This window comes from Flavisolibacter nicotianae (assembly GCF_003628535.1).
GTDB classification, from domain to species: Bacteria; Bacteroidota; Bacteroidia; order Chitinophagales; family Chitinophagaceae; genus Flavisolibacter; species Flavisolibacter nicotianae.
On the sequence record NZ_RBCI01000002.1, the window covers coordinates 652,842 to 679,803 of the forward strand.

A 26,962-nucleotide genomic window follows, 5' to 3' on the forward strand; every position below is an offset into this window, starting at 1 on the left:
CACTCAAATTTGCGGAGTCCGTCGCCAAAGACGTCAGCTACAAAAACAATAAGGGGTATAAGGGACTCTATCATGAACAACATTTCCGAAGGTTTTGGCAGAGGAAGCTGGCAAGAATTTATGCATTCGCTTACGACTGCAAAAGGTGAAGCCGAAGAACGCAAGTCACTCCCTTATAGAGGTTTTGATGTTCACTATTTTTCGGAAACACGTTGCAGTGAAATGTATGCCGCTGCTGACTCGCATGTGAAAAAAAGGTGCTTTTATTCATTGCCTTAATTCATCCGCCTTCAGCGGGCAAAAGTTTAAAAAACGAAAGCAGCCCCTGAACAACTCCAAACTCCAGACTCCAAACTCCAAACCCTTTCCCTACATTTGCGCCTGCCATTGGTTCCCGCACGTGCGGGATGAAAAGGGAAGCCGGTGCAAGTCCGGCGCTATCCCCGTAGCTGTAAGATGATGAGCAAGGAGTGATCGGTCATACGTCCTCACCTGCTCTAAGTTCTGAATAGCAAAACCACTGTTCCGCCTGCAGCGGAATGGGAAGGTGTTCAGAATTGTCATTAAGCCAGAAGACCTGCCAGTCGCGATTTCATCATTCATGCTTTCGGAGGAAAAGCAGAGAAGATAAAGCCGCGGTTATCTTTCTCTATTTTATTTTTCGGAAGCAGTCACAAAAAAATTAAAACCAATGCGAAAATTTTTTGTTGTGGCTGCACTTATTGCCGGCAGTCACCTTCAGGCTCAATTCCAGGAGCGAAAAGACACACTTGAAAACGTAACACTCACAGCAAACAAGTTCTCCACCAAAACCACCGAGACAGGAAAGGTCGTTGTTACGATCAGCCGGGATCAAATTGAAAAAGCCGGTAGCCGCGACCTTGCCCAGGTCATCACGGAACTCGGTGGCGTTTTTATCAACGGCGGTAATGCAGGCAAGGAAAGGAACATTTACCTGCGGGGCGCCAAAGTGGATTATACACTGGTAACGGTCGACGGTGTGCCCGTCTATGATGCGTCGGGCATCGGCAGCAATTTCGATATCCGTTATTTACCCGTTGACCTGGTGGAGCGGGTGGAGATTATCAAAGGCAGTCAAAGCACTTTATACGGCAGCGATGCCATTGCCGGTGTCATCAACATCATCACCCGCAAAGGCGGATCCGGCCCGTTTTCGATGAGTGGCGTGGTGAACGGCGGAAGCAACCAAACACTGCGTGCCAATGCAACGCTGAACGGCAGCGTGAAAGCGCTTGATTACAACATCGGCTACGTGCATTTTGAGACTGCTGGTTTTTCCGAAGCGCAGCAGCCCGCAACGGCAACCACGGCGTTTGACAGGGACAACTACCGGCAAAATAGCGTGCAGGTCAACCTTGGGATCCAGGCGGCGAAACAGGTACGTATACAACCTTTTCTGCGCTACAGCCAAAACAAGGGAGCGCTGGACAACGGAGCATTCATCGACGAACGGGATTTTGCCTACAAGGCAAAAAACCTGCAGACCGGGGTGCGGACTACAATCGGGATGGACAAGGGGCAGGTCAATCTTCTTTACCAGTACAACGGCACGCAGCGCAACTACCTCGACGACTCCACACAAAGCCGTAACGGCTATTACACCTTCGAACAATCGGCATACAAAGCCCACGAGCATTTTGCCGATGCCTTTTTTGTGTACCCATTCCGTGCTTTCCGCTTAACGGCGGGCGGTGATTTTCGCAGCGCCAATACGGATTACACGTCGCTCAATGTAACGCCACCCTTTCCGCCCTATGTTCCGGTTGCCACGATTTCGAAAACGGAAAGCAGCGGCGACAGTGTCCGGCAGCAGCAGGTGGGTCTTTATGCAGCCTTGCACTATGCAACAGGAGACTTTACCGTGGAAGGTGGCGGCCGTTTCAATCACCACTCGGTCTATGGAAACAATATTGCGTACAACCTCAACCCTTCTTACCTCCTGCACAAAAGTGTAAAGGTTTTTGCCAACCTGTCGACAGGCTACAAAACACCAAGTCTTTACCAGTTGTTTTCCGAGTACGGCAACAAGGCGTTGAGCCCAGAGGCATCGCTCAACCTGGAAGGTGGCGTGCAGGTGTTTCTGAAAGACAACAAAGGCCAGGTAAGGGCCACATACTTCAATCGGAATATCCATGATGTAATCGCCTTTTATTTCAACCCGGTTACCTATCGTTCATATTATATAAACCAGGACAAACAACGCGACCACGGCATTGAACTGGATGCAAGTTGGAAGCCTTCGGAGAAATTCCAGGTGCGGGCTTTTTACAGTTATGCCGACGGGCAGGTGACCACGAAGCAGGGTGGAAAGGATACGACATATTTCAATTTGTTGCGCCGGCCAAAAAGCACGGTGAACCTGACCCTGGGAACACAACTGACGCCTGCGTTGTATGCGTCTGTGAATGTGAATGTCGTTGGTGAACGAAAGGATGTCTTTTTTGACCCGGTGAGTTTTGCTGCACAACCCGTCACGCTACCGGCCTATACGCTGCTGAATGTCTATGCGCAGTACGCCTTTTTACAAAACCGGCTGACACTATTTGCCGATCTGCGGAATGTGCTCGATCAAACCTATTCGGATATTTACGGCTACAACACGGCCCGCTTCCAGGCCTTTGGCGGTTTGCGTTTCCGTTTGTAACAGTGTACGCTTAAATCACATGGATGCGTGGTGTGACCGAAACGACCCCGGCTCACCACGCATCTTTTAAACAATCTTGATGAAAACATTCTTAAACTGGAGCGGGGGCAAAGACTCCGCTCTTGCTCTTTACACCGCCCAACAGGAGGGCATACCGGTAACGGCACTAGTAACCTCGATGAATCAAGCCCTGGACCGTGTTTCCATGCACGGCGTGCGGCGGGAGTTGATCCAGCAGCAGGCGGATTCGCTGGGTCTGCCCCTGCAAACAATCGACCTGCCCGAAATGCCGGGGATGGAGGCCTATGAGGAAGCCGTGCAGGACGTGCACCGGCAACTGAAAGCCGAAGGATTTACCCATGGATTGTTCGGCGATATTTTTCTCGAAGACCTGAAAGCATACCGGGAAGAACTGCTGGCGAAAGACGGCCTGCACTGCCTGTTTCCGGTGTGGAAGATGGATAGCAGGGAAGTGGTAAAACATTTTCTTGAAAAAGGCTTCCGGGCCGTTGTGGTCTGCACCAACAGTGCCTGGCTCGATGAGAGCTTTTGCGGACGGCTGATGGACGATTCGTTTTTTAACGACCTGCCCGCAACCGTGGATCCTTGCGGCGAGAACGGCGAGTACCATTCGTTTGTTTTTGACGGGCCGAATTTTTCCGGTCCTGTTTCCTTTCAAAAAGGGGAGGTGGTTTTCAGGGAATACGCGGCACCCAAAACCGGGGACGAGTGTTTTACAACACCCCGGCCGAGGAGTGGTTTTTATTTTTGCGACCTGCTGCCGGTTTGAGTTTTGCACCTGTTACATTTGCAGAAACCCGGGCCATGGATATCAAGCTGAAAGACTTTATTACGGTCACCTTTACCCTGTTTGCCGTCATCGACATTATCGGAACCATCCCGATTTTGATTTCCATGAAAAGCAAAATGGGGGAGATCCGCGAGGCGATGGTGACACTGGTGTCGGGGGCGCTGATGGTCTTGTTCCTCTACATCGGCGAGCCGCTGCTCAACCTTCTCGGCCTGGATGTTAGTTCGTTTGCCGTAGGCGGTTCCATCGTGATTTTTATTTTGGGTTTGGAGATGGTGCTGGGCCTGGAGTTTTTTAAAAGCGAAGACAATATACGGTCGGCAACCGTGGTGCCCATTGCCTTTCCACTGATTGCCGGTTCGGGTACGCTGACCACGATCATTTCGCTCAAGGCTAACTATGCCCCGGCGGTGATTCTCTTTGGCATCCTTGCCAACCTGCTTTTTATTTTTGGTGTGTTAAAATCCCTGCGATTCATTGAACAGATCCTCGGACCGGCAGGATTAATTGCCGTGCGAAAGTTTTTTGGCGTAATATTGCTCGCCATTGCGGTAAAGATTTTTGCATTCAATGCACATAGCCTGATCCGCTGATGGTTTTGCTCTTTCTGGCGTCGTAGTACAATGGATAGTATAAGAGTTTCCGAAGCTCCTGATACAGGTTCGATTCCTGTCGACGCTACCCAAGCCGCACTCTCTAAATTATTCAGAGATGTGCGGCTTTTACATTTCTGTAAAAACCGCTCCAGCTCTGTAACGTAGGCGAAAGCTTCGTTGATTCCCGTGGTTCGACACCTGTCTTCCGCCCGGTTGTAGAAAATTCCTTCAGGAAAGAGTAAAAATTGAAGCTTTTGCTGACTGCTATAACTCGCAGAACTCCACATGGGTGCGAGTTTGGTGGAATAATTGACGGCAAAGTTTACACAGAGTTCAGGGTTCGACACCCCTTTTGACCCTTTTTCCAAGTCTTCAGCCACTTTCTTCTTTTCGTCTTCGTAATCCTTTACAAAATCCAGGTACAGGTCATAGGGTATTTCCCCTTTTTTCAACCTTTCCTTCTGCCAGGCTATATCCTTGTCAATTTCCTTAATCCTACCTTCAAAAGCCGATTTATTATCAACCTCTTCTTCGCTGAACTTGTAGTAAGTTGCCAGCATTTGCTTTTCAATGAGAGGCACTAAAGGTTCTGATTTTAGCGTGTATTGCTCTAAGATGCCTGTAAATTGATCATGTAATGATTCCGCATTCCGATTACAGTTGCAGCCTTTTGTATTGCACTTGTAATACCAAATGCCTTTGGCTTTTACGATATATCCTCTTAAAAAAGAGCCACAGGTTTCACATCTTAAAAACCGCTTTAAGGGTATAGCATCATTTTCCTCTGTGGTGGTATATCCGTGGGCATTGCGGTTCTGTACTTCGTTTACTTTAAGGAAGATTTCTTTTGATATGAGTTTTTCATGGATACCCTCGACTACCTGTCCTTCTAAAAGATTATGCGATAATAAACCGCAGTAAAAGGGATTACGGAAAATAGAAGACATCTGTTGATGTGAGATCCTTAACCCAAGGGTTGCCAGTCGTTCTCTTGCCTCTTCATTAGAGACTTGCTCAGTTGCCTTCCACATAAAGGCTTTGCGAAGCAATTTTCCTTGTTCATTGACTACCCAGGACTTTTTGCCTGCCACTTTACCTCTTTCATAGCCGATGGGCGGACCCTGGCACCATTCGCCCCTAAGTAATGCTTCTTTAATGCCCGTGATACATTTCTCTCTTCGAAGCTGATTGTCGTACTCAGAAAAGATGAACTGTATATTTTGCTGCAAGCTTCCATTGGCTGTTGTTGTATCCGTTGGCTGCGTAACGGAGAAAATAACAACGCCCTGTTGTTTAAGTTGTTGGGCAATATAAATCGCATTAGCCCCTGATCTGGAAAACCGGTCTACGCTATAAACAATGATGTAGGAGATTTTGTCCCTACTTTTTTTCACAAAAGAAAGCATGTTATTAAACTCCTTTCGTTCATCGGTCTGGGCACTTTCGTAAGTACCCCCAAAATAACCCATGATGGTATAGCCATTCTTAGTCGCAAACTGCTCGCAATACCTTCTTTGGGTTTGCAGGCTCATATTGTTATCTGCCTGCTCCTTGGTGGATACCCTGGTATAGATAACGCAGTTGCCGGTTTTGGCCTTTTCTGTTTTGGTTCCTTTACCAAATTGATTAAAAATGATTAATTCACTCATAGTGGTACAATTTTGAATTAGGCTGCTTTTTTGTTTTCTTCTTTACTTATGGATATGACTTTGGCTTGCTGCTCTTCAAGCCTTTCTTCCTTAAAACAGTTGTAAACGATCTCGGTATAAACCCGGATGGCATCGGCAATTTTCTGCGCCAGTTCATCGCTTATATCCTCGTATCCTTTACAGGCTTTTACATCGGCTGCTGTCACATCCTTATATTTTGTTTTTATTGGTTGTTTTTCGGCTTTCATAGGCTGATACAAATTTATAAAATGTTGATTATCAATGCGAAAAGAAAATAAAAGGAAGGTCTAACCTTCCTTTTCCTCCTCTTCTTCGTCCTCATCGTCGTAATTATCAATAATATCCTGAATCTCGTGAATGGCTTCTTGTTCTTCTTCCGCGCCTTTTTCGTAACGCACTTCTACATACACGAACTCGCCATCTTCATCTACACCGGTGATGGTGTTTTCCAGGTCGTTATCGGAAATGATTCCGGCTACATCTCCCATTGCGCCTACAGGGACTTCGAATTCTTTGACTTTGATTGTTTTCATTTTTATGGATTTTTTATTTGGTGACAAACATAGAATGGCAAAAGAACCCACTGTCCGTTTTGGGCAGTTATGGGAAGTTTTGGGAACAATTCTGCGTATTTGGGACATAATTCCTTTGGATCGCCAAACTGTCTTCAAAAACTACTGATCGCAAACCTATAACCCTCTGAAAAGCCAGCTTCCAGCTTTTGTCGATAAGTGCTAAAGAATTTCATATTGTACTTAACAATCCTTTCTTGCTCTTAATTGCCCCTAACTACATTTCATCATTTCGCTATTCGGTACAAATATTTAGGATTGCTGCTGACGCATTTTCCACTTTTAGCCAGTTTGCGCACGTTTTTGCAAGTAATTGCACGTTTTTAAACGTTTTGGTTCGTAATGTCACCTGAATTCTTATTAAAAACTGGTTAGAAAAGGTTGGTAATGGTTGATTAGCGCTGATGCAGGACGGTTCAGTATAAGGCAGCTTGTGATGCTGCAATTACTGGGGAGCAATTAGGGAGTAGTTAAGGAGTCATGTAAAAGTTTAGGGAGTATTCGTGGTTTTAAGGAGAAATTTAAATATTTGAATTTAGCCTCTATAGGAAATATTTTAAACTACTTATCTGATTTTAATTTGATTTATAGATTCAAGCTTATACTGTATTTTTATCGGTTTTTATTACATTGTCCAAAATTTGGCAAGTCTATAAACCTACAACTATGTTCTTTGGAGAACGTATTAGGCAACTAAGAGAAGAAAAAGGCTTGCTGCAAAGGCAATTGGCTGCTTCGCTGGAAATGGACACACCCATGTTCAGTAAAATCGAAAGGGGTGAAAGAAAGGCTAAAAGAGACCAAGTTTTTCTTTTAGCAAAACTCCTGTCAGTGCCCAGCGAAGAACTGCTTGCCCTGTGGCTTGCAGGTCAGGTTTATGAAATTGTAAAAGATGAAAAGGTAGCCTTGAATGCCATGCATATAGCTGAAGCCAGGTTAAAGCTGCCGGTCAAACCAAAATACAAAACAAATAACGGATAGTACTGCTTTATGAACCAAAACCCGGAACAAATAGCAAGAGACAGAATTGATGAAATGCTCGATGCATGTGGATGGGTTGTGCAAGATTATAAAAAGAAGAATGTACACGCTGCATCTGGCGTTGCTATTCGTGAGTACGTAACGGATACAGGTCCGGCTGATTATCTCTTATTTGTTGATGCCAAACCTGTCGGGGTTATCGAAGCCAAAAGAGAAGAAGAAGGGCACAGGTTAACCGTTCATGAAGACCAAAGCAAAGAATATTCAGAGGCAAAACTCAAATATCTCAATAATGAAAAGTTGTCGTTTGTTTATGAAAGCACAGGGCAGGTAACCAGGTTTACAGACTTTCGTGATCCCAAACCACGTTCAAGACCAGTTTTTGCCTTTCATCGTCCAGAAACTTTCAGGGAGTGGATAAAAAAAGGCAAGTCACTTCGTGCCAGCCTGCACGACATTCCTGTTTTGCCGGAAGACGGTTTAAGAGATTGCCAGATCATTGCCATCAATAAATTGGAAGCATCATTCAAAGGAGCTAAGCCAAAGGCGTTGATCCAGATGGCAACAGGTTCGGGTAAAACCTTTACTGCGATTACGGCAATCTATCGCTTACTAAAGTTTACGGAAGTAAAGCGGATTTTGTTCTTGGTTGATACAAAGAACCTGGGTGAACAGGCAGAACAGGAGTTTATGGCTTATCAGCCAAACGATGACAATCGCAAGTTTACGGAGTTGTATGGTGTGCATCGTTTAAAATCGAGTTACATTCCTTCCGATAACCATGTTTATATCAGCACCATCCAACGTTTGTATGCTGTGTTGAAAGGAACAGAATTGGAGGAAAGTGCAGAAGAAGAAAACCCGGCAGAAAAATGGCAGCCAAAAGAAGTGCCGCCAGTAGAATACAACGAAAAGCTGCCCATCGAATTTTTCGACTTTATCGTTATTGATGAATGTCACCGCAGCATTTACAATTTGTGGAAGCAGGTGTTAGAATACTGTGATGCTTTTGAAGTGGGCTTAACGGCTACACCTGATAAAAGGACTGTTGCTTATTTCGATCAAAATCTTGTATCCGAATATTCCCACGAAATGGCGGTGGCGGATGGTGTAAATGTGGGCTATAACGTTTATACCATTGAAACAGAAATTACAAAAAATGGAGCAACACTCTGGAAGGGTGAGTATGTAGAACACAGGGAAAGGCTAAGCCGTAGAAAGCGAATGGAAATGCAGGATGAAGATGAAGCCTATTCGTCAAGAGAATTGGATAAGTGGGTGGTAAATCCGAACCAAATCCGAACCATTATCCGCACTTTCAAAGAACATCTGCCGGAAATGTTTTCGGACCGCTACAATGAACAGGGCGAATATGAAGTTCCCAAGACATTGATTTTTGCCAAGACAGATAGCCATGCCGACGATATTATTCAAATCGTAAGAGAAGAATTTGATGCCGGTAATGATTTTTGTAAAAAAGTAACCTACAAAGCAACCGAAGACCCAAAGTCTATCCTGGCGCAGTTCAGAAACGATTACCATCCAAGGATTGCTGTTACCGTTGATATGATCGCAACCGGCACAGACGTAAAACCATTGGAATGCCTGCTCTTTATGCGTGATGTTAAAAGCCGCAACTACTTTGAGCAGATGAAAGGACGGGGCACAAGAACAATACCTTTCGATGATTTAAAAAAGGTTTCCCCAACGGCAAAATTTACTAAAGACCATTTCATCATAGTTGATGCCATAGGCGTTACTATGAGCCTGAAAACGGATAGCCGCCCATTAGAGAAGAAGCCTGGTGTTTCCCTGAAAGATTTATTGGGTGCAGTGGCTGTAGGTGCGAGGGACGAAGAATTGTTTACCACCTTGGCTGGTCGTTTGGCAAGGTTGGACAAACAGATCACAGAAAAGGAAAGAAAAACCTTCGTTGAAAAGGCAGAAGGTAAAACCGTTTCACAGGTAGTGAAAGATTTGTTGAATGCTTTTGATCCGGATACGTTGGAAGAAATTAAGCAAAAAGTGGAGCAGGAAAATCCCAATGCTTCGCCGGTACACAAGCAGGAAAAGGTAGCCGAACTGCAAGCAGCCTTGCAGAATAATGTAGCCAAAATATTTACCGGCGACTTGAACGATTATATTGAAAACGTTCGCAAGGCTCACGAACAAAAGATTGACCTGCTCAATCCCGATGCGGTAACAAATGTTGGCTGGGATAAGGACAACAAAGACAAAGCGGCTGAACTGATACAGGATTTTAAAACCTGGATGGAAGAGCATCAGAATGAATTAACAGCCCTGCAAATATTTTACAACCAGCCTTACAGAAGAAGAGAACTAACATTCAGCATGATTAGGGAAGTGCTGGAAAAGCTTCAAGAGGATAAGCCAAGCCTTGCACCTTCGACCATCTGGCGGGCTTACGAACAGGTTGACAAAGCCATTGGCTCACCAAAGAATGAATTGATTGCCCTAGTATCGCTGATACGAAAAGTAACAGAAGTGGACGAAACACTAACCAGCTATGACAAAACCGTTGACCGCAACTTCCAGCAATGGATTTTAAAAAAGAATGCCGGACAACACAACCTGTTTAATGAAGAACAGATGGAATGGCTACGCATGATGAAAGAGCACATTGCTCGAAGTATACACCTGAATGCAGATGATTTGGACTATACGCCTTTTGATGCACAGGGCGGTAAAGGAAAAATGTGGCAATTATTTGGCGACAAGATGGATGATATTATTAATGAACTAAACGAAGCACTGGCGGCATAAGATGAGTGAATTAGAAACATTACCAGTTGGGTGGACCGAAGCAACATTTGAAGATTTGCTGGATTATATACAACCCGGTCCTTTTATTGTTAACTCTGAAGAATACGACGACAGTTATAAAACACCCGTTTTAACTGCCGGAAAATCTTTCTTCATAGGTTATACAGATGAAACAAATGGCATTTTTAATCAGTTGCCTGTTATCATCTTTGATGATTTCACAACTGCAAACAAATTTGTAAATTTTCCTTTTAAGGTAAAGTCTTCTGCAATGAAGATTTTACCGGCACGTACAGAAGAAGTGAACATCAAGTATGTGTATTACTTCATGCAAACAGTACACATAAAAAGCGAAACACATAAACGTTATTGGATTTCTGAATATTCCAAGGTTTCAATTCCTTTTGCACCTTTCCATGAACAAAAACGCATCGTTGAGAAAATAGAAGAACTGTTTAGTGAGTTAGATAAAGGAGTGGAAATATTAGAAAACACACTGCAGCAATTAAGAATTTACCGACATGCAGTTCTTTCTCGTGCCTTCGAAGGAAAGTTTACTTCTAACTGGCGTAAGGAAAACAATCATCTTAGGGGACACGATGTACTGCAATTAGTTCAAGAAAAAAGAACAACTGAATTGAATAATCTCATTGCCCAAGGTGATGCAGAAGCAAAAAGAGTATTGGGAAAGTTAAAGAAGCACAAATTTACCGAACCTGATAACTCTTCCATACCTAAGCAATGGTGTTGGTCAAGTCTGTTGAATGGGTGCTTTTTAGTTGTGGATTGCCATAACAAAACGGCGCCGTATCAAGACAAAGGCATTTTCCTGATACGAACGACTAACATACGTGATGGTCGCTTGATCTTAGATGATAAAATTCATTTTGTATCAGAGGCAACTTATAAAAGATGGTCAAAAAGGTGTCCTCCACAACCGGGCGATATTCTTTTTACACGTGAAGCTCCAATGGGAGAAGCTGCAATAATTCCTCCCAATACTAAAGTTTGCATGGGTCAACGGACAATGCTTTTGAGAACTTTTCCAGAATTGCTTTTACCGAAGTACATGCATTATGCTATTATGGATCATTCTTTTCAGCACCGTATGCGTAGTAATGCTATTGGTACAGGTGTAAAACACTTACGAGTTGGCGATGTAGAAGGTTTACTATTTCCTGTTTGTTCTGTAGAAGAGCAGTTTCAAGTAGTGCAAGAAATCGAAAGTCGCCTTTCTGTTTGCGAAAAAATAGAAGAAACAATTGAAACAGCATTAAAACAATCGGAAGCACTTCGCTACAGCATTCTCAAAAAAGCGTTTGAAGGCAAGCTCGTGCCCCAAGATCCAACGGATGAACCAGCCAGCGTTTTATTAGAGAGAATAAAAGCAGAACGGGAACAAAATAAACCGGTAAAGAAAGTAAGGGAGAAAAAGGCAAGAACTAAAAAGAAAACGAAGCAGGAAGCATGAGTAAGGCAGCCAAACCAAAACCGAAAAAAGTTACTGCAAAAAAAAGCGTAGCGAAAAAAGCTGCTCCTAAAAAGGCTGTCGCTAAGAAAGCTGCACCAAAGAAGGCGGTTGCAAAAAAGGTGGCTGCAAATATAGTTGTTGATGATCCGGACAGGAAGCTGACAATTATGGTTTCGTCAACCGTATATGGGATGGAAAGTGACCTTGACCAGATCGCTGCAATATTAAGACAGCAGTATGGTTACAATGTTGTCATGTCAAAGGAGGGTAGCGTTTATGTTCCTGTTGAATTTATTGACAGCCCGGAAAAAGCTTGTTTAAAAGCAGTTGCAGATTGTGATCTCTTCTTCGGAATTGTTTTTCCCAGATACGGTTCTGGTATAACACACAAAGAGTTTAAGGAGGCAGTCAGGTTAGATAAACCTCGCTGGTTTATTGCCCATGAAAAAATTGAATTTTTAAGAAAGCTATTTCAACAATTTATGTTTGATAAAGATGGCAAACGCAATGCTTTCGATATTAAAAAGACAACTGTTTTAGACAGCATTAAAGTGGTGGATATGTATAATGACGTTCGCCAAAACTGGGTGCAGTCTTTCACTACAATTGATGAAGTAATGTTATTCCTGGAAACACAGTTTGGCGATATGAAAAAGCGGATCGAAGAAATTGACAATCGTAAAAACAAAAAGAAATGAACGAAGAACAACTCATAGAAGACCTTTTAAAAGAAGGCGAAAGCGATCAGCTTGAGTTTAAAGAAGTTGTTCGCAAAGATGATGTGGCTAAAGTGCTTTGTAGTTTTTTGAACGGCAAAGGCGGTCGCATTTTAATTGGCATATCTGATAAGGGCAAAGTGATAGGCATATCAAACGCCGATAAGCATGTCGAGGAATTGAAATTATTTTTGGTTTCTGCTATCATACCCGAAGCGCCGATCAATATAGCCCTTGATCGTGCAGAGGACAAGGATATAATTACAATTAAAGTTTATGGTGGCTCAAAACAGCCTTATTTATTTGATGGAAGCATTTATTACCGAAAAGGTGCTTCGACAGTTAAAGCAACGTCCCAGCAAATTTCAGAACTGATACATGGTCGTCAAAAGGCTGAACAGCATTGGGAGAGAAAGCCAGCTATTGGAGTTGACCTTGATGATCTTGATAATAAACTGATACTTTCAACCATTAAAGAAAGCCTGGAAAATCATAGAGGTAATTACAAAAGCAACGATGTGCTTGAATTTCTTACTCACTATGGTCTGTTTCAGAATGGCTCCTTTACCCATGCTTGCGTAGTGTTGTTTGCTAAAAATCCGGCGAGGTATGTTCCGCAGATAAGAGTGCGGCTTACTGAATATGCGGAAGGAAAGACAGATAGATCATTACTTCGTGATGAAGTATTGGAAGATAACCTCTTTACCATCCAGGATAAGTTAGAGCGTTACATCAACAACCTGGGGGTGCGCAGCATTTTCGAAGAAAAGCAATGGAAGAGAGTTGATTTCAAGTTTCCGATAAAAGCATTGCAGGAGGGAGTAATAAATGCATTAATGCACAGGGATTATTCCAGTCCTTCCAGTGGCGTTTCAATTAGCGTCTATCCCGACAGTTTTGTTATATCGAATAGTGGGCATTTACCTGATGACTTAAAAGTAAGTGAGTTAAAAAAGAGCCATCGTTCTCATCCTGTAAATCCGGATATAGCTCATATAGTATTTCTCAGGGGTTTAATTGATAAGCTGGGCAGAGGCACAGTAAAGTTGGTAGAAGAATGTCGCAAAGAGGGCTTAAAAGACCCTATTTGGAAAGACACTATTGATGGAGTTACCCTAACGTTTCAGGGTCCAAGAGCCTTACCTAAAAAAGGTCGTGAAACTGATGGTGAAAGTGATGGTGTAAATGATGGTGTAAATGAGGCTGTAAATACGTTGATTAATGATGGTGTAAATGATGGTGTAATTGGGGAGGTAAATGATGGTGTAAAGAAAGAGATTATTAAAGTAATTCGTATCATAAGGGATAACGAGGGACTTAAAGCTCTTGATATTGCTACCAAGAGGGGTAAGTCAAAACCCACGATAGAACGTTATTTAAAACTGGCTAAAGACTTGGAAATCATAGAATTTAAAGGAGCCCCTAAGAAGGGGGGTTATTTTCTTACGAGGAAGATTACAGATAGGCTTCAAGGACAGGGATCACTTAATGATGGTGCAAATCATACAAAATGATGGTGTAAATGGTCAAGTGCCCGATAAAGTGCCCGACATAATGCCCTTTAACCTGCCTGATAAAGGAAGGAATGATGGTGTAAGATGATGTAAATGATGGAGTAAATTACCGGATATTGCCGGAGAAGATACACAGGTAGAGAAAGTGCCTTTAAAATCAGCACTTAAACCCTCAGATAACATTGCCGGATATTACCGGATAAAATAAATAGACAAAGAAAATGAGTAAAGAAATCAATAACACGTCAAGTATCATCAGCAAGGTTTGGAGCTTCTGTACCATACTAAAAGATGATGGTGTAAGCTATGGTGATTATCTGGAGCAATTAACCTACCTGTTGTTTCTGAAGATGGCGGACGAGTTCAGTAAACCACCATATAACCGAACCATCCCAATTCCTGCAGAATACAATTGGGAAAGCCTTAGTTCCAGGAGAGGGGCAGATTTAGAACTTCATTATACCACGCTATTGCGGGAGTTAGGGCAAAAGAAAGGCATTCTTGGTCAGATATTTACCAAAAGCCAGAATAAGATACAGGATCCGGCAAAGCTGTACAAGTTGATTGATATGATCAATAAAGAACAGTGGAGTACCATGGGTGCTGATGTGAAAGGGAAAATCTATGAAGGGCTTTTAGAGAAGAATGCAGAAGACACAAAAAGCGGGGCAGGTCAATACTTTACACCAAGAGCTTTGATTAGAGTCATGGTCGAGTGTTTAAGACCGGAGCCGAAAAAGACCATTGCTGACCCGGCTTGTGGCACCGGAGGTTTCTTTTTAGCAGCTTATGATTACATAGCCAAACAGGATTTAGACACAGATCAGAAGAAATTTTTGAAGCATAGCACTTTCTTCGGCAACGAGATTGTTGCCGGCACAAGGAGATTATGTTTGATGAATATGTTCCTACACAACATAGGTGATATAGACAGTGAGAACTTTATTTCACCTGCAGATGCTTTGGTAGCCGACAGTGGTTTGAGAGTGGACTATGTGTTAGCCAATCCACCTTTCGGTAAAAAAAGCAGCATGACCTTCACTAACGATGAAGGAGAACAAGACACGGAAGATTTAACCTATAACCGCCAGGACTTTTGGGTAACTACCAGTAACAAGCAATTAAACTTTTTACAGCACATAAGAACGATGCTGAAGTCAACAGGTAGAGCAGCAGTTGTTTTGCCCGACAATGTTTTGTTTGAAGGAGGCGCAGGTGAAACCATTCGTAAGAAACTATTAGAAACGACCGATTTACATACTATCCTTCGCCTACCAACAGGCATATTCTATAAGCCGGGTGTAAAAGCAAATGTGCTTTTCTTCGATAACAAGCCAGCCAACAAAACGGCATGGACAAAGGAAATATGGTTTTACGACTTTAGGACCAACATTCATTTTACACTGAAGAAAAACCCAATGCAGTTGGAAGACTTGCGTGACTTTATCAATTGTTACAACCCAACCAACAGGCACAGTAGAAAAGAAACGTACAATGCACAGACGAACACCGAAGGAAGATGGAGAAAGTTTACTTATGATGAAATAATCAGCAGAGACAAAACCAGTTTGGATATTACTTGGATAAAGGATAAGTCCTTAGCCGATTTAGACAACCTTCCAGACCCCGATGTTTTAGCAGGAGATATAATTGAAAATCTGGAAGCGGGCTTGGAAAGTTTTAGAGAAATAATGCTAACTATAAATGGGAAAGAAATTAACTAAGCACATAAAAGAATAATTGTTCTATACATGTCACAATAAGAGTGGCTCGGTAAAATAAAGGGTGAATGGGTAGTTATGACATCCAATGGTTCGAGTATCATTTTCATTAACAGTTTATCCCTAATGCTATTTGCTATAACCGTTGACAATAACTATTGTTCTGGATTTTTTCAGCTCTCCAAAAGGAAAGAATAGAACAAAGGCGTTATAACCATTATTGAAAAACTGATAGGTAAATTTTACAGTTCCATTTTTTGTAGTAAGATCAATCAAACCATCTTTTATAAACTTACGGCCGTGGCAATAGTGCTGAACAAACTCCCAATTATGTTCCAATGTTGGTGGGAAAATAATTTCGCCAAAAGCCTCGGCAAAGGACTGTGATGTCAAAAAGTTCCGGATCCCGCAATGTGGTTTATCGGTTTTGATGGGTTTCTCGAGGATAAGCAACGCACACCTGTTCTTTGAACAATCAATATATCTTCTAAGCGAGGCGTGTATGGAAGCACCAAAATGTTTGGCTAGATGCATTGCCGAGTCAATGCTTAAATTGAGTTTGTTTAATTCGGAAATGAAACGATCATGTTGGAAAAGAGTAATGGATGCAAAGTAGTTTGCTTCGGCCTCAAATTCTTCATTGGCCTCCGGGCTTAAGGTGTGTTCATCATCGCCCAGGATGTCATTGATTTCTCTTTGCCAAGGGAGGATACCATGGGCTGTTTCATGTAGCTTAACGAAATTTTTGCGGTTGAAACCTTGGGAAAGATCCAGATAGATGGTTTTTTGTCTTCGATCAAATATGCCGCGAACTTTTGACAAGGCTCTTTTTAAAACACTGTTGGCTTTGTCGATAAAGCTGGGATGAATTTTTGAAACATCGAGATCCTTTCTTACGATAAGTTCTGAATAGGCAACAATTTTATCAACCGGCGTTGGGAATATGTCAAGGCTTTTGCTGTTTTTCAAAACATCGAGAGAAATTTTCTCGATGTCATTTTTTGCATGGAGGTCAACCATTTTGCTGACGGAGTACCTTTAGGTAGGTTAAGAGTGCCCGTTCCTCCTCCGCAGAAAGCTGTTGCGCTGACAAAGCAGCGTTATTAAACAGCTTATTTTTTGCGTCCTGCGATTCCTGAATTATACCTGCCGCTGCTAACAGATTATTCAGCTCCACATTGTAAATGCTTGCCAGCTTGTAAAGAATATTTGCCGAAGGCTTTTTGATCTTGTTGTTTTCTAGCTGACTTAAATAGGCATTTGAAATCCCGGTAGCTTCCTCAACCTGTCTTAGAGTAAGCGACATCAGTTCACGGGAATCTTTCAGTGTTTGTCCCAGTGATCTCATGATGTATTGTTTGATTTGATTATACGAAGATAAGGGAAATTGCTAAATAAAACAAGCTTTTCTAAATTTTTGATAGATATTTTTAGAATTGCTTGATAGAATTAGATTTTTGTATTATCTTTGTTTTTAAATAGCAGTAACATGAAAAAGACTCAACACGTAGTTAAGCACCAAGATGGCTGGGCTATAAAAGGCGCCGGCAACAGTAAGGCCACTAAAGTAACCCCTACCCAAGGAGAAGCTATAAAGGTGGCTGTGGGCATTGCAAAGAATCAACATTCAGAAGTGGTTATCCATGGAAGGGATGGAAAAATCCGTGACAAGGACAGTTACGGTAATGATCCAAAAACCATTAAAGACACCAAACATTAGCTGATAAAATGAAAAAACCCAGTCAAACAGGTGGCACTGCTGATTGGGTTCAGGGAAAAAAGTTTGACCGACTTCCGCATTTGAGACTTATCACCTCAAATGTTTCCCTCTTGTTTTGCGAATGTAATCTGTATTTATTAATTGAGCAAACAAGATTGTGCCTGGGCTACAACCTTCCATTAGCCTTAAAGAAGCGTGAAGGATAAATCTTAAAAATATAAATCATGAACACAGATTCAATTAACAAAATTCAAGACAAAGACAAAAATCACTCTAAGCAGACCACCATTATTGTAAATGGCAGAAACAAGACCTGGAATGAAAAGACTATCTCTTTTCAGCAGGTAGCAGAACTGGCCTTTGGTAAGTACGAAGACAATGGCGTAACAGCTTATACTGTGACTTACAAAAAAGGCGAGGGTAATAAACCTGAAGGCTCCATGGTTAAGGATGAAACAATTCATGTAAAAGATAAAATGATTTTCAATGTCACAGCAACTAATAAATCATAGTCCTGATCTTAAGAAGCTCAGGGATGAAGGGTATGAGATTGAAATCCAGGGCGGACACTTAGTTGTCCGCCATATACCTTACGTGAACAGTACGAAACAGGTTTGTTTTGGTACGCTAGTGACAAATCTTGATATGGTCAGTGTTACCAGAACCGCACGTCCGGGTACGCATGTTATTTATTTCCAAGGAGCGCATCCATGCAATAAAGACGGAAGTATATTGTCTGCTATACATCACCAGACGCATACACAATCAATAGGCCCAAACCTTGTTGTTCAACATTCATTTTCAAATAAACCCATAAAGGGTTATGCAGACTATTATGAAAAAGTGACCCGCTATGCTGAAATTATTTCGGCACCAGCCAAGGCCATTGACTGTAGCGTAACTGCACAAACGTTCAAAGCTGTGGTAGATACCGATGAACACAGCGTTTTGAAATTTGTAGACACCAATTCTAGTCGCTCCAATTTATATGAGGTAATGAAAAAACTGCAGGGGCAGAAAATTGCTATTATTGGATTGGGCGGAACGGGCGCCTACATACTGGATGCCATTGCCAAAACACCTGTGCAGGAAATTCATTTGTTTGACGGTGATCTTTATTTGCTGCACAATGCGTTTCGTTCGCCCGGGGCGCCGACAAAGGAAGTGCTAGACAGACAAATGAAGAAGGTTCATTATTACCAGGAATTATATTCCAACTTCCACAAGAACATCATTGCACATGATTACTACATGATAGAGGAACGGCTCCATGAATTGGAAGAGATGACTTATGTGTTTGTTGCCGTGGATAAAGGATCAGTGAAGGAACCTTGGTTAAAGTATTTTGTAGATAAAGGTCTTGCTTTTATTGATGTGGGTATGGGCATTCATAAGATTGATGATAAATTGATAGGTATTTTGCGAATTACCACTGCAACGAAGGATAAAAACGATCATCTTGAACATCGCATTGCCTTAGCAGATGATGATGGAGATGAATATCAAAGCAACATCCAGATATCGGAACTGAATGCCCTGAATGGCTCATTGGCTGTTGTGAAATGGAAAAAGCTTTGTGGCTTCTATCAAGATCTCGAAGAGGAGCACCATACTACTTATTCTATTAACGTATCACAACTACTCAATGAAGATAATGCAGCATAGGTTTGTAGACAGCATTCCGGAACAGCTAGACGAAGGTGTCTTATACATTTCATTGACTTATTCCACAGTCATACACAAATGTGTGTGTGGCTGCGGCAATGAAGTAGTCACTCCCCTTTCGCCAACAGATTGGGAATTGACATTCAATGGCGAAACAGTATCGTTATATCCTTCCATTGGCAACTGGGGCTTTGAATGCCAATCGCATTATTTTATTACAAGAAATAAAATAAAGCATGCTTTAAAATGGAGTGACAAGCAAATTGAAAGAGGAAGAAAAGCGGAACAAGCTGAGAAGAAAAAGTATTTTAGCAAGAGAAAACGAAAACGTAGGAAAGAATGAATTAGATCCTGTAAGCAAGCACCGAATCCCCGGCTGACTTTTAATAATGGAAGAGTGGAAGGAAATACATTTAATTATTCTTCCACTTTTTTATATCGGTAATTATTGTTTTACAATAGTTTAAATTACTTTTGGAAGAGAAATCAGTATTTTTCACTTCATTTCTTCCACCTGACAAAAATGATTTAATGGATTCCCAGAATCAGGATTTAACCAAAGACTTTGTTCAACTGGCCCGTATTGCCTTATCTGGGCGCATACAGGATATTCAATTATTAATTCACCGTGCCTCTAAACGATATAAAACTTCTTTCCCTGAAATGGCGAGTGGCCTCGTTTCACTTTTACAGGAATCACCATCACAGATGTCTCCGTTACGTAAGCATAATGATGTTCCTATACCAGTGGATGTGGATTCACGTCTTCAATTACTTCGTGTTGAAAACGGTTTTTTCGACCATGAGCCTATCTTTTCGGATGAACTTCAGTATGTTTTGCAACAAATATTATCTGAGCGAAGAAACAGCAAATCATTAATTGATCAGGGCTTGCACCCTACGAAGTCCTTATTGTTCACCGGGCCTCCGGGAGTTGGAAAAACCTTAGCAGCCAAATGGATTGCTTCACAATTACGCCGTCCGCTACTGGTTTTGGATTTGGCTGCCGTGATGAGCAGTTTCTTGGGAAGAACGGGCAATAACATTCGTCATGTTTTAGACTATGCCAAGAAAACAGAATGTGTGCTTTTACTTGACGAATTTGACTCCATTGCTAAGAGAAGAGATGATAATAGCGAAATAGGCGAATTGAAACGTTTAGTGACAGTACTGTTACAGGAAATTGATGATTGGCCTCCAACAGGGTTGCTTATAGCCGCGACCAACCATCCGGATTTATTAGATCCTGCCGTATGGCGACGGTTTGAGGCAATACTTCGTTTTTCGAATCCCACCCGCGAACAAATTGAACGACAGATAAGAAATTTGTTACACCACCAAAAAGATAACACGGAGCTATGGAGCCAGATACTTTCATATGTTTTCAACGGCAGCTCGTTTAGTGATGTAGAAAGACATATTAATTTCATAAGGAAATCATCAGCAATCTCCGGGAGATCAATGGAGGAAAGTGTGCAGTCTTTTTTACAATCGCTGGAATTAAAACTATCGCATGATCAGAGAGTGGAATTGGCTTGCGTGTTACACAAAAGCGGCTTTGTATCCCAAAGAGGCGCACAGGAGCTAACTGGCATTGCAAGAGAAACAATACGTAAACACAATAGCATTAGAGCTGATACTCAACAAATGCATCATAAAACGACAAAGGGTTCATCCAAACCTGACAAAAAGAAAACAAGCAAGAGCAACAAAAACTAACTAAAATGGCCAAACGAAATTTCTTATTGGGGAAAGGCGAACGGTTAACAGAACCTGTGCAGGGGACTTCGGGCCCTGTAAACAAAATTGCGCCGTACACATTTTCGGAGGCTAAACAACGTTTGCAACCCATGATTGAAACCGTAGCAAAGGAAGTTGAACAACTGCCCGCAGATGCATGTCCGGATGATTTAGCGGTAGCATCGATTACTTTAAATCCTGAATACATTGCCAAATCGTATTATCCGACTGATTTACTGCGTTCCGTAGGTTTGGAAACTATAGGAAGCCGCAACCGCCACATGAAACCCGAAAAGAAAAGTCGTGGTCGTGAACCGGAAGAAACTATAACTACGGAATTATTTGTAATAGGGAAGCGGCCTAGCTTTATACAATGGGCTAACCAGTTTGGTTCTCTTGAAGAATCCAATCCGGGAGCTGAACAAATTGTTGCAATTGAACAAATTGCTTTTCCAAAATCTGGAGAAAAAATAAAAAGTATCGATACTAATAATAAAAGAAAGGTTTATGAAGTGGTTCTGCATGTTGATGAGGAATACGGCGAAAAGAAATACTTAGAGTTATTCAAAAACTATCTTACCAAATTTGATCTCAAACCAGATTTCAAGCATCGCTTTTATGCAGGAGGATTGTGCTTTTTAGAAATAGAAGCTCCGGCTGAATTGATCAGTGAGATAGCCCAATTCAGCCTCGTTCGGGTTATCAGGACTATGCCTTCTTTACGACTGCTTGACCCTGCTACACGAATCACCGACATGGATAACAGCATCGAGGTTGATTTGCCGGATGAAGACGCAGTGAACCCTGATATTAATGTTGCCATTTTTGATGGCGGAATACCTGAAGATCATCCTATTTGCAGATGGGTTACCCCGATAGACGGCATGGGTGTCGGACCTTCACACCCGAAACTTCTTAAACACGGTGTGGGCGTAACTTCTGCTTTTTTATTTGGTCATATTGACCCAAGAAAACCTTTACCGCAGCCATATGCTTATGTAGATCATTATAGGGTATTGGACATTGATCCTACTGCGAATCCAAGAGAGCTTTATGAAGTACTGGAGCGAATAGACAATGTGCTCACCACTAAAAAGTATGATTTTATCAATCTAAGTATTGGTCCTGCCATACCTGTTGAAGATGATGACGTACATGCGTGGACAGCAGTACTAGACGACCACTTGTCCAAAGGAACCTTGCTTGCGACTATTGCGGTAGGTAATGAAGGTGAAAAAGATCCTTCCATAGGCGCTAACCGGGTACAGGTGCCGGGAGATTGTGTAAATGGGTTATGCATTGGAGCCTGCGATACACCGGAATCGAAATGGCAGAAAGCTTCTTATAGTTCGGTGGGGCCTGGCCGAAGTCCTGGCTTAGTGAAGCCTGACCTTGTAGAATTCGGAGGGTCAATTGACCGGCCTTTCCTCACTTTAGATTCTGAAAATGGATTAAGGTTATCACCAACAAGCGGAACAAGCTTTTCAACTCCGAGTACGATGAGAATGGGGGTAGGAGTAAAAGCGCATTTTGGAAATTCATTGAATGCACTGGCCATTCGAACATTGCTGGTCCATTGTTGTGAACGTGCGGATCTTCCGGAGTTTGAGGTCGGATGGGGACGAGTTGCCAGGGTATTGGACGAAGTTGTAATTTGTGATGATCATGTAATGCGTGTAGTCTACCAGGGTACAATTTCAGCATCTAAATATGTTAGGGTGCCTATTCCTTTGCCGAGTAGTACATTGGATGGTATGGTAAAAGTAAAGGCTACTATTTGTTATGCAACATCAGTTGATCCCCATCACCCCGGCAATTATACCCGAAGCGGTTTGGAAATTGTATTTCGTCCTAACAAAGACGTACATGCTGATGTAAAGGTTGACGGAAAGAAAACAGGGCAAAAATCTTTTCACCCACAGTCCAAACCTTTTTTCGCAAAAACGCAGAAGCAATATGCAACTGAAGAAGAGTTAAGAAGGGATGCATGGAAATGGGAAAATTGCTTACATGGTGAGAACAGGTTTAGGGGAACGAGTTTAAACGACCCTGTGTTTGACATCCATTATAATGCAAGGCTGGCCGGACATAATGATACCAGCAAGCAGGAAATCAATTATGCAATGGTTATTACAGTAGAAGCACCCAAAGTAAAAGACCTGTATGATCAAGTTCTTAGAAAATACGCAACGCAGTTAGAACAATTGCTTCCTGTAATTGACATTCCACTCAAGGTATAACTAACATTGGGATTCCAAATACCTTTCAATGTATGTCAAACCTTGAATAAAGTTCGATTTTACGCAAGGCGGTTCTACAAATTTTTGAAAGTCGAACCCGCCAGGGTTCGACTTTTTGCTTTTTGTTTCTGTACATCTCCTTTTTGCAAAAGAGCGGAGAAGCTGGAGCCGGAAAACCAGCGTGCCTTCCTGGTAATCATAGGTATGCCGGCCGTACACCAAATCGCCGCATTTTACATCCATTAAAAAACGGTGTACCACCTGATACCCCAAAGCCAGCTTGGTATTATTCCGGAAGCGCCGCATCCCGTTTTCCTGGTGAACTTTCCGGCCGTATGGGAAAGCATTGTTCCATTCCTGCAGCAGTAGTATAAAACGATGGGATATACAGGTAGCCAGGTCATAACAAAAGCATTCTTCAGGGAAAAATAAGGAACATGAAAAAGTATTGGTCGCTTTACTTTTTTGCTGCGTTGCCTGGTCGCTTCGCTAATCTGCACAAACCATCAGACTGGAGACAAACACGCTTCGGGCCGTGAACGTTTCAATGACCGTTGTGAAGGTAGAAGGCAAAAAGGTAATCAGGGTGCTAAAAAGTCCGGCCGTAACCGCCTTCGACGAACCCACGTTTGTAAAAATAAAAGGCCTCGATTTCAAAAACGGCATCCTCGAAGCAAAGGTGCCGAGCAGGCTGTTGCCTGATGCGCCGGGCCTGTCGAGAGGATTCATTGGCGTTGCTTTTCGCATCAACGCCAGCAATAGCAAGTATGAAAGTATCTACCTCCGGCCTGTTAACGCAAGGGTTGATGACCAGGTCCGGCGAAACCATTCCATTCCGTATTCTTCGTATCCCGATTACAAGTTCGACCGCCTGCGAAAAGAATCGCCGGAACGTTATGAATCGTATGCCGATATGGAAATGAACAAATGGATTACGCTGCGGATTGAAGTAAAAGACACGCAGGCGAAACTTTTCCTGGATCATAAAAAGCAGCCTTCTTTGCTTGTAACCGGTTTGAAACACAGGGCCGGCCTATCAGGGACGGTTGGACTTTGGGTTGAAGTTGGAACGGAAGGTTATTTTTCCGATTTAAGGGTTTACAAAAACTGGAAGGCTTGACCCTTCACGATTTTCAGGCCCGCTAACCGCGTATGCAGAAAGCGTCGCAAAAATGATTTGCTGACAAAAGTTAGTTGTTTCCCGGCTGTAAATCATAAGCTGCCTGCCGGCATTCTATAGTTTTGCCCGGCCTATGTTCCGGTATATCACAGCCATCGTCCTACTTACAGCGTTTGCAGCACAGACGTTCCAGCAGGCTTTTGTTGTGCTGAACTATTATACAAATGCGGCTCCATTTGCCAGGAACTGCGAAAACAAGGAAAGGCCTGCCCTGCACTGTAACGGCAAGTGCCAGCTAATGAAAAAAATGCAGGAAGAAGAAAAGAAAGACCGGCAGGTGCCCGAAAGAAAACTGGAAACGAAAAATGAGGTGGTTTCCTCCCTGTCTTTTTTCGCGACCCTTCACCTGGCACATCCGCAATCGATGAGAATCTTCAGGCTGCCGCAGCCTTCTCCAGTTTACCCCGGATGTTTTTCCGAGATCTTTCATCCGCCTACCGTTTAAGCAATTCCTTCGGCCAGGTTTTTAACCCATATAACCGCCTGCGCATGGCGCAGGGAGGCCTGGGTTTGTTTGTACACCAGATTGTTTCATCGAAAGAGGTTTTATGTCTATTTCATATAAGGGGCTTGTCCTGGCGATTCTTTTAGCCGGCGGACAGGCTGTTTCTGCACAACAGGTCATTAAAGGAAAAATTATCGATGCCGCTACGAAAGAAGCGGTCCAGGGTGCCACGTTGCATTGTACACAAGAGGGTTGCCATTGCGGGTGCACGACAAACGCTTCGGGTGAGTTTGAAATGCGTTGCACCGATTGCAAATCGGCGACCGTCACATCAATCGGATACGTGAAACAAACTGTTTCTCTTTCTGAAACCGGTTTTATTGTTTCGCTAACCCCTTCGGCTTCCCTGCTACAGGAAGTCGTGCTTTCTGCCAACCGTGGCGAAGCCGTACAGCGGTCGCAGGCGCCGGTTGCCATTGCTTTACTAAGCAGCAAAACGATACAGGACGCACGGCCCACCACGGCAGACCAGGTGTTGAACAAGGTGAGCGGCGTAAACATGGTAAACCTGGGGAACGAGCAGCACCAAATGAGCATACGCCAGCCCATGACCACAAAAAGCTTGTTCCTCTATTTGGAGGACGGCATTCCCGTTCGAACCACGGGGCTTTACAACCACAACGCCCTGCTGGAAATGAACCTGGCCGCCACCCGGTCCATCGAAGTGATCAAAGGCCCTTCCTCCTCGCTTTATGGAAGTGAAGCCATCGGTGGCGTGGTGAATTTTATAACGGCGGCGCCATCTGCCGTCCCTGTGGTCAAATTATCTGTACAGGGGAATGACATCGGTTATCGCCGGGGCGATTTGATGAGCAGCCTGTCGGCCGGCAAATGGGGCTTTGTGGTGAGCGGCTATTATGCCGATAAACGCAATGGATTTTTGGAATACAGCGATTATCACAAGGGCACACTGACAGGGAGAATTGATTACCGCTTTTCGGACAAAACATCTTTATCCAACAGCCTTACCTGGTTAAACTACTACAGTGATATGGCCGGCGGCATCGACAGCACCATGTTTGCAAACCGCAGTTTTAAAAACCCGCAAACCTTTACGTACCGGAAGGTGGACGCACTCCGCTATCATTCCACACTGACCCAGCAGTGGAACGGCAACAGCAAGACAACCGTTTCTCTACTGTACCGGAACAACACCATTGGACAAAACCCGGCGTACCGGGTGAAGGACGACTACAGGAAGCAGGGGACGGTCTTTGCCGGCCGGAAAGACCTCGCACACGGGGAGATCAATGCAAGCAGTTTCCGGAGCTATTCATTGATTGCACAGCACCGGCAAAACCTGCAATGGAAAAACGCCGTGTTCATTGGCGGACTGACGATTGACCGGAGTCCGTCAACGTATGATGCTGCTTACATCCGGATTAAAAAAGACACACTTAGCAAAAAATATCTGAGCTATCAAAACACAGACAGTGTGCTCACAAACTATGCAACAGGTTTGAATAACTATGCAGCCTTTGCTAATTTCGAATTCAGCCCGGCAAAAAAGCTGCGTATCGTTGCCTCGCTGCGTTACGATTTTTTCCATTACAAGTTTGATAATCACCTGGCACCTTCGGCTTTTAGCGGTTCGCCTGATACCACCAGCAATTTTCAACGGCTTAGTCCGAAACTGGGGTTCACCTATAACTTCTCCCGCCGTTCGGGTCTCTATGCCAATTACAGCGAAGGCTTTGTGCCGCCACAGGTTTCCGAATTGTACACGGGTGTAAAAGTGCCCAATATCAAGCCCTCTGTTTTTTACAATTACGAAATCGGCGGATGGGTCGAGATCATTCAAAACAGGTTGAGTGCCGACATGAGTGCATACCAGTTAAGCGGCACCAACGAGATCGTTTCCATAAAGCTTGATGACGGCTCTTTTAGCAATCAAAATGCCGGCAGGACTTCGCACAAAGGAATAGAAGCGGGGATAAACGCAACACCGGTAAAGGATATTTCGTTCCGGTTCGGCGGCGCTTACAGCAAGCACAGGTTTGTTAACTATGTAGAAAAGGGCATCAGCTATAATGGCAATGAAATGAGCAATGCGCCGAACTGGATGTACAATGCCGAAGTTTGGTACAAGCCATCGTATGTAAAAGGGCTGCGCATCGGCGCTGAAATGCAGCACATCGGCAGCTATTTTGTTGACCCGCAAAACACGGCCCGGTACGGAGGCTATGATGTGCTGAACCTGCGGGCCGGTTACCGGGTTCGGGGCGTCGAGATCTGGCTGAACGTCCTGAATGCAACAAACAGGTATTACTCCTACATCACCACCAAATCGTCCTTTGGTTACAGCTATCAACTGGCAGAGCCGAGAAATTTCAACCTGGGCCTGTCGTACGATTTTGCAAACCTTTTCAAACCAGTGAAACAAAAACGTTCAGGAGGTAAAGGGCAATGAC

24 protein-coding genes, 1 tRNA gene, 1 pseudogene and 1 riboswitch are annotated in these 26,962 nt (G+C 43.3%); of the genes and pseudogenes, 21 read left to right on the forward strand and 5 right to left on the reverse strand.

Annotated features, from left to right (window positions below):
* Nucleotides 1–9: 9 nt before the first annotated feature.
* The 5 genes from D6024_RS27575 (at nucleotide 10) to D6024_RS07895 (ending at nucleotide 4,157) form a co-directional block, all read left to right on the forward strand.
* Entirely contained in the window at nucleotides 10–279 is a 270-nt protein-coding gene (locus D6024_RS27575) for a four helix bundle protein (RefSeq protein ID WP_394338459.1), read from the forward strand.
* Nucleotides 280–371: 92 nt separating this feature from the next.
* Nucleotides 372–599: riboswitch (cobalamin riboswitch) on the forward strand.
* Nucleotides 600–691: 92 nt separating this feature from the next.
* A complete protein-coding gene (locus D6024_RS07880; RefSeq protein WP_121354026.1) occupies nucleotides 692–2,665 on the forward strand; it encodes a TonB-dependent receptor plug domain-containing protein in 1,974 nt (657 codons plus the stop codon).
* A gap of 79 nt (nucleotides 2,666–2,744) precedes the next feature.
* Nucleotides 2,745–3,455, forward strand: a complete 711-nt coding sequence (locus tag D6024_RS07885; protein ID WP_205573241.1) for a Dph6-related ATP pyrophosphatase — start codon at nucleotides 2,745–2,747, stop codon at nucleotides 3,453–3,455.
* A 35-nt stretch (nucleotides 3,456–3,490) separates the two neighbouring features.
* The gene (locus D6024_RS07890; RefSeq protein ID WP_121354167.1) at nucleotides 3,491–4,069 is read left to right on the forward strand and encodes a MarC family protein; all 579 of its coding nucleotides are present in this window, start codon (nucleotides 3,491–3,493) and stop codon (nucleotides 4,067–4,069) included.
* Nucleotides 4,070–4,085: 16 nt separating this feature from the next.
* A tRNA-Arg gene (locus tag D6024_RS07895) sits at nucleotides 4,086–4,157 on the forward strand.
* 742 nt (nucleotides 4,158–4,899) lie between these two features.
* Here the strand turns inward: D6024_RS07895 and D6024_RS27580 are convergent.
* The 3 genes and pseudogenes from D6024_RS27580 to D6024_RS07915 all read right to left on the reverse strand — a co-directional run.
* Nucleotides 4,900–5,721: pseudogene (locus D6024_RS27580) on the reverse strand (recombinase family protein); the annotation flags it as partial.
* A 17-nt stretch (nucleotides 5,722–5,738) separates the two neighbouring features.
* The gene (locus tag D6024_RS07910; RefSeq protein WP_121354028.1) at nucleotides 5,739–5,969 is read right to left on the reverse strand and encodes a hypothetical protein; all 231 of its coding nucleotides are present in this window, start codon (nucleotides 5,967–5,969) and stop codon (nucleotides 5,739–5,741) included.
* A 60-nt stretch (nucleotides 5,970–6,029) separates the two neighbouring features.
* Entirely contained in the window at nucleotides 6,030–6,275 is a 246-nt protein-coding gene (locus D6024_RS07915; protein WP_121354029.1) for a hypothetical protein, read from the reverse strand.
* Between the two features lie 705 nt (nucleotides 6,276–6,980).
* Between D6024_RS07915 and D6024_RS07920 the strand changes: the two genes are divergently transcribed.
* The 6 genes from D6024_RS07920 to D6024_RS07945 all read left to right on the forward strand — a co-directional run bounded on the left by D6024_RS07920 (nucleotide 6,981) and on the right by D6024_RS07945 (nucleotide 15,504).
* Entirely contained in the window at nucleotides 6,981–7,295 is a 315-nt protein-coding gene (locus tag D6024_RS07920) for a helix-turn-helix domain-containing protein (protein WP_121354030.1), read from the forward strand.
* A 9-nt stretch (nucleotides 7,296–7,304) separates the two neighbouring features.
* Nucleotides 7,305–10,079 carry a type I restriction endonuclease subunit R gene (locus D6024_RS07925; RefSeq protein ID WP_121354031.1) on the forward strand — a complete coding sequence of 925 codons (2,775 nt, stop codon included), beginning with the start codon at nucleotides 7,305–7,307 and terminating at the stop codon, nucleotides 10,077–10,079.
* Between the two features lies 1 nt (nucleotide 10,080).
* Entirely contained in the window at nucleotides 10,081–11,550 is a 1,470-nt protein-coding gene (locus tag D6024_RS27035) for a restriction endonuclease subunit S domain-containing protein (protein ID WP_205573242.1), read from the forward strand.
* Complete coding sequence (locus D6024_RS07935) at nucleotides 11,547–12,248, forward strand: DUF4062 domain-containing protein (protein ID WP_121354033.1); 702 nt, start codon at nucleotides 11,547–11,549, stop codon at nucleotides 12,246–12,248. Before D6024_RS27035 ends, D6024_RS07935 begins: the two co-directional genes overlap by 4 nt.
* Nucleotides 12,245–13,780 carry an RNA-binding domain-containing protein gene (locus tag D6024_RS07940; RefSeq protein WP_121354034.1) on the forward strand — a complete coding sequence of 512 codons (1,536 nt, stop codon included), beginning with the start codon at nucleotides 12,245–12,247 and terminating at the stop codon, nucleotides 13,778–13,780. The genes D6024_RS07935 and D6024_RS07940 overlap by 4 nt, the downstream gene beginning before the upstream one ends.
* A 221-nt stretch (nucleotides 13,781–14,001) precedes the next feature.
* Nucleotides 14,002–15,504, forward strand: a complete 1,503-nt coding sequence (locus D6024_RS07945; RefSeq protein WP_121354035.1) for a class I SAM-dependent DNA methyltransferase — start codon at nucleotides 14,002–14,004, stop codon at nucleotides 15,502–15,504.
* A 126-nt stretch (nucleotides 15,505–15,630) separates the two neighbouring features.
* Here the strand turns inward: D6024_RS07945 and D6024_RS07950 are convergent, their stop codons facing one another.
* Both D6024_RS07950 and D6024_RS07955 read right to left on the reverse strand, forming a co-directional pair.
* Nucleotides 15,631–16,521 (reverse strand): ImmA/IrrE family metallo-endopeptidase, encoded by an 891-nt coding sequence (locus D6024_RS07950; RefSeq protein ID WP_121354036.1) that lies wholly within the window; start codon nucleotides 16,519–16,521, stop codon nucleotides 15,631–15,633.
* On the reverse strand, nucleotides 16,514–16,849 hold the full coding sequence (locus D6024_RS07955) for a helix-turn-helix domain-containing protein (protein WP_121354037.1): 336 nt from the start codon (nucleotides 16,847–16,849) through the stop codon (nucleotides 16,514–16,516). Before D6024_RS07955 ends, D6024_RS07950 begins: the two co-directional genes overlap by 8 nt.
* A 141-nt stretch (nucleotides 16,850–16,990) precedes the next feature.
* Here D6024_RS07955 and D6024_RS07960 point away from each other — a divergent pair, with 141 nt between their 5' ends.
* The 10 genes from D6024_RS07960 (at nucleotide 16,991) to D6024_RS08005 (ending at nucleotide 26,961) form a co-directional block, all read left to right on the forward strand.
* A complete protein-coding gene (locus D6024_RS07960) occupies nucleotides 16,991–17,221 on the forward strand; it encodes a DUF2188 domain-containing protein (RefSeq protein ID WP_121354038.1) in 231 nt (76 codons plus the stop codon).
* Between the two features lie 8 nt (nucleotides 17,222–17,229).
* Nucleotides 17,230–17,427 (forward strand): hypothetical protein, encoded by a 198-nt coding sequence (locus tag D6024_RS26605; protein ID WP_162944623.1) that lies wholly within the window; start codon nucleotides 17,230–17,232, stop codon nucleotides 17,425–17,427.
* Nucleotides 17,428–17,445: 18 nt separating this feature from the next.
* The gene (locus D6024_RS07965) at nucleotides 17,446–17,733 is read left to right on the forward strand and encodes a multiubiquitin domain-containing protein (RefSeq protein ID WP_121354039.1); all 288 of its coding nucleotides are present in this window, start codon (nucleotides 17,446–17,448) and stop codon (nucleotides 17,731–17,733) included.
* Entirely contained in the window at nucleotides 17,708–18,886 is a 1,179-nt protein-coding gene (locus D6024_RS07970; protein ID WP_121354040.1) for a ThiF family adenylyltransferase, read from the forward strand. The genes D6024_RS07965 and D6024_RS07970 overlap by 26 nt, the downstream gene beginning before the upstream one ends.
* On the forward strand, nucleotides 18,867–19,229 hold the full coding sequence (locus D6024_RS07975) for a DUF6527 family protein (RefSeq protein WP_121354041.1): 363 nt from the start codon (nucleotides 18,867–18,869) through the stop codon (nucleotides 19,227–19,229). The genes D6024_RS07970 and D6024_RS07975 overlap by 20 nt, the downstream gene beginning before the upstream one ends.
* 131 nt (nucleotides 19,230–19,360) lie before the next feature.
* Nucleotides 19,361–20,605, forward strand: a complete 1,245-nt coding sequence (locus D6024_RS07980; RefSeq protein ID WP_205573243.1) for an AAA family ATPase — start codon at nucleotides 19,361–19,363, stop codon at nucleotides 20,603–20,605.
* A 5-nt stretch (nucleotides 20,606–20,610) separates the two neighbouring features.
* Nucleotides 20,611–22,866 carry a S8 family peptidase gene (locus tag D6024_RS07985; RefSeq protein ID WP_121354043.1) on the forward strand — a complete coding sequence of 752 codons (2,256 nt, stop codon included), beginning with the start codon at nucleotides 20,611–20,613 and terminating at the stop codon, nucleotides 22,864–22,866.
* Between the two features lie 535 nt (nucleotides 22,867–23,401).
* Nucleotides 23,402–23,986 carry a hypothetical protein gene (locus D6024_RS07995; protein WP_205573244.1) on the forward strand — a complete coding sequence of 195 codons (585 nt, stop codon included), beginning with the start codon at nucleotides 23,402–23,404 and terminating at the stop codon, nucleotides 23,984–23,986.
* A gap of 133 nt (nucleotides 23,987–24,119) precedes the next feature.
* A complete protein-coding gene (locus D6024_RS08000; RefSeq protein WP_121354045.1) occupies nucleotides 24,120–24,491 on the forward strand; it encodes a hypothetical protein in 372 nt (123 codons plus the stop codon).
* A gap of 103 nt (nucleotides 24,492–24,594) precedes the next feature.
* Nucleotides 24,595–26,961 (forward strand): TonB-dependent receptor, encoded by a 2,367-nt coding sequence (locus D6024_RS08005; RefSeq protein ID WP_121354046.1) that lies wholly within the window; start codon nucleotides 24,595–24,597, stop codon nucleotides 26,959–26,961.
* The last annotated feature ends 1 nt before the right edge of the window (nucleotide 26,962 follow it).

Bases quoted from the DNA above. Each gene is read 5' to 3' on its own strand.
- D6024_RS07880 (WP_121354026.1), top strand. From the start codon at position 692: ATGCGAAAATTTTTTGTTGTGGCTGCACTTATTGCCGGCAGTCACCTT.
- D6024_RS07885 (WP_205573241.1), top strand. From the start codon at position 2,745: ATGAAAACATTCTTAAACTGGAGCGGGGGCAAAGACTCCGCTCTTGCT.
- D6024_RS07890 (WP_121354167.1), top strand. From the start codon at position 3,491: ATGGATATCAAGCTGAAAGACTTTATTACGGTCACCTTTACCCTGTTT.
- D6024_RS07910 (WP_121354028.1), bottom strand. From the start codon at position 5,969: ATGAAAGCCGAAAAACAACCAATAAAAACAAAATATAAGGATGTGACA.
- D6024_RS07915 (WP_121354029.1), bottom strand. From the start codon at position 6,275: ATGAAAACAATCAAAGTCAAAGAATTCGAAGTCCCTGTAGGCGCAATG.
- D6024_RS07920 (WP_121354030.1), top strand. From the start codon at position 6,981: ATGTTCTTTGGAGAACGTATTAGGCAACTAAGAGAAGAAAAAGGCTTG.
- D6024_RS07925 (WP_121354031.1), top strand. From the start codon at position 7,305: ATGAACCAAAACCCGGAACAAATAGCAAGAGACAGAATTGATGAAATG.
- D6024_RS27035 (WP_205573242.1), top strand. From the start codon at position 10,081: ATGAGTGAATTAGAAACATTACCAGTTGGGTGGACCGAAGCAACATTT.
- D6024_RS07935 (WP_121354033.1), top strand. From the start codon at position 11,547: ATGAGTAAGGCAGCCAAACCAAAACCGAAAAAAGTTACTGCAAAAAAA.
- D6024_RS07940 (WP_121354034.1), top strand. From the start codon at position 12,245: ATGAACGAAGAACAACTCATAGAAGACCTTTTAAAAGAAGGCGAAAGC.
- D6024_RS07945 (WP_121354035.1), top strand. From the start codon at position 14,002: ATGAGTAAAGAAATCAATAACACGTCAAGTATCATCAGCAAGGTTTGG.
- D6024_RS07950 (WP_121354036.1), bottom strand. From the start codon at position 16,521: ATGGTTGACCTCCATGCAAAAAATGACATCGAGAAAATTTCTCTCGAT.
- D6024_RS07955 (WP_121354037.1), bottom strand. From the start codon at position 16,849: ATGAGATCACTGGGACAAACACTGAAAGATTCCCGTGAACTGATGTCG.
- D6024_RS07960 (WP_121354038.1), top strand. From the start codon at position 16,991: ATGAAAAAGACTCAACACGTAGTTAAGCACCAAGATGGCTGGGCTATA.
- D6024_RS26605 (WP_162944623.1), top strand. From the start codon at position 17,230: ATGAAAAAACCCAGTCAAACAGGTGGCACTGCTGATTGGGTTCAGGGA.
- D6024_RS07965 (WP_121354039.1), top strand. From the start codon at position 17,446: ATGAACACAGATTCAATTAACAAAATTCAAGACAAAGACAAAAATCAC.
- D6024_RS07970 (WP_121354040.1), top strand. From the start codon at position 17,708: ATGTCACAGCAACTAATAAATCATAGTCCTGATCTTAAGAAGCTCAGG.
- D6024_RS07975 (WP_121354041.1), top strand. From the start codon at position 18,867: ATGAAGATAATGCAGCATAGGTTTGTAGACAGCATTCCGGAACAGCTA.
- D6024_RS07985 (WP_121354043.1), top strand. From the start codon at position 20,611: ATGGCCAAACGAAATTTCTTATTGGGGAAAGGCGAACGGTTAACAGAA.
- D6024_RS08000 (WP_121354045.1), top strand. From the start codon at position 24,120: ATGTTCCGGTATATCACAGCCATCGTCCTACTTACAGCGTTTGCAGCA.
- D6024_RS08005 (WP_121354046.1), top strand. From the start codon at position 24,595: ATGTCTATTTCATATAAGGGGCTTGTCCTGGCGATTCTTTTAGCCGGC.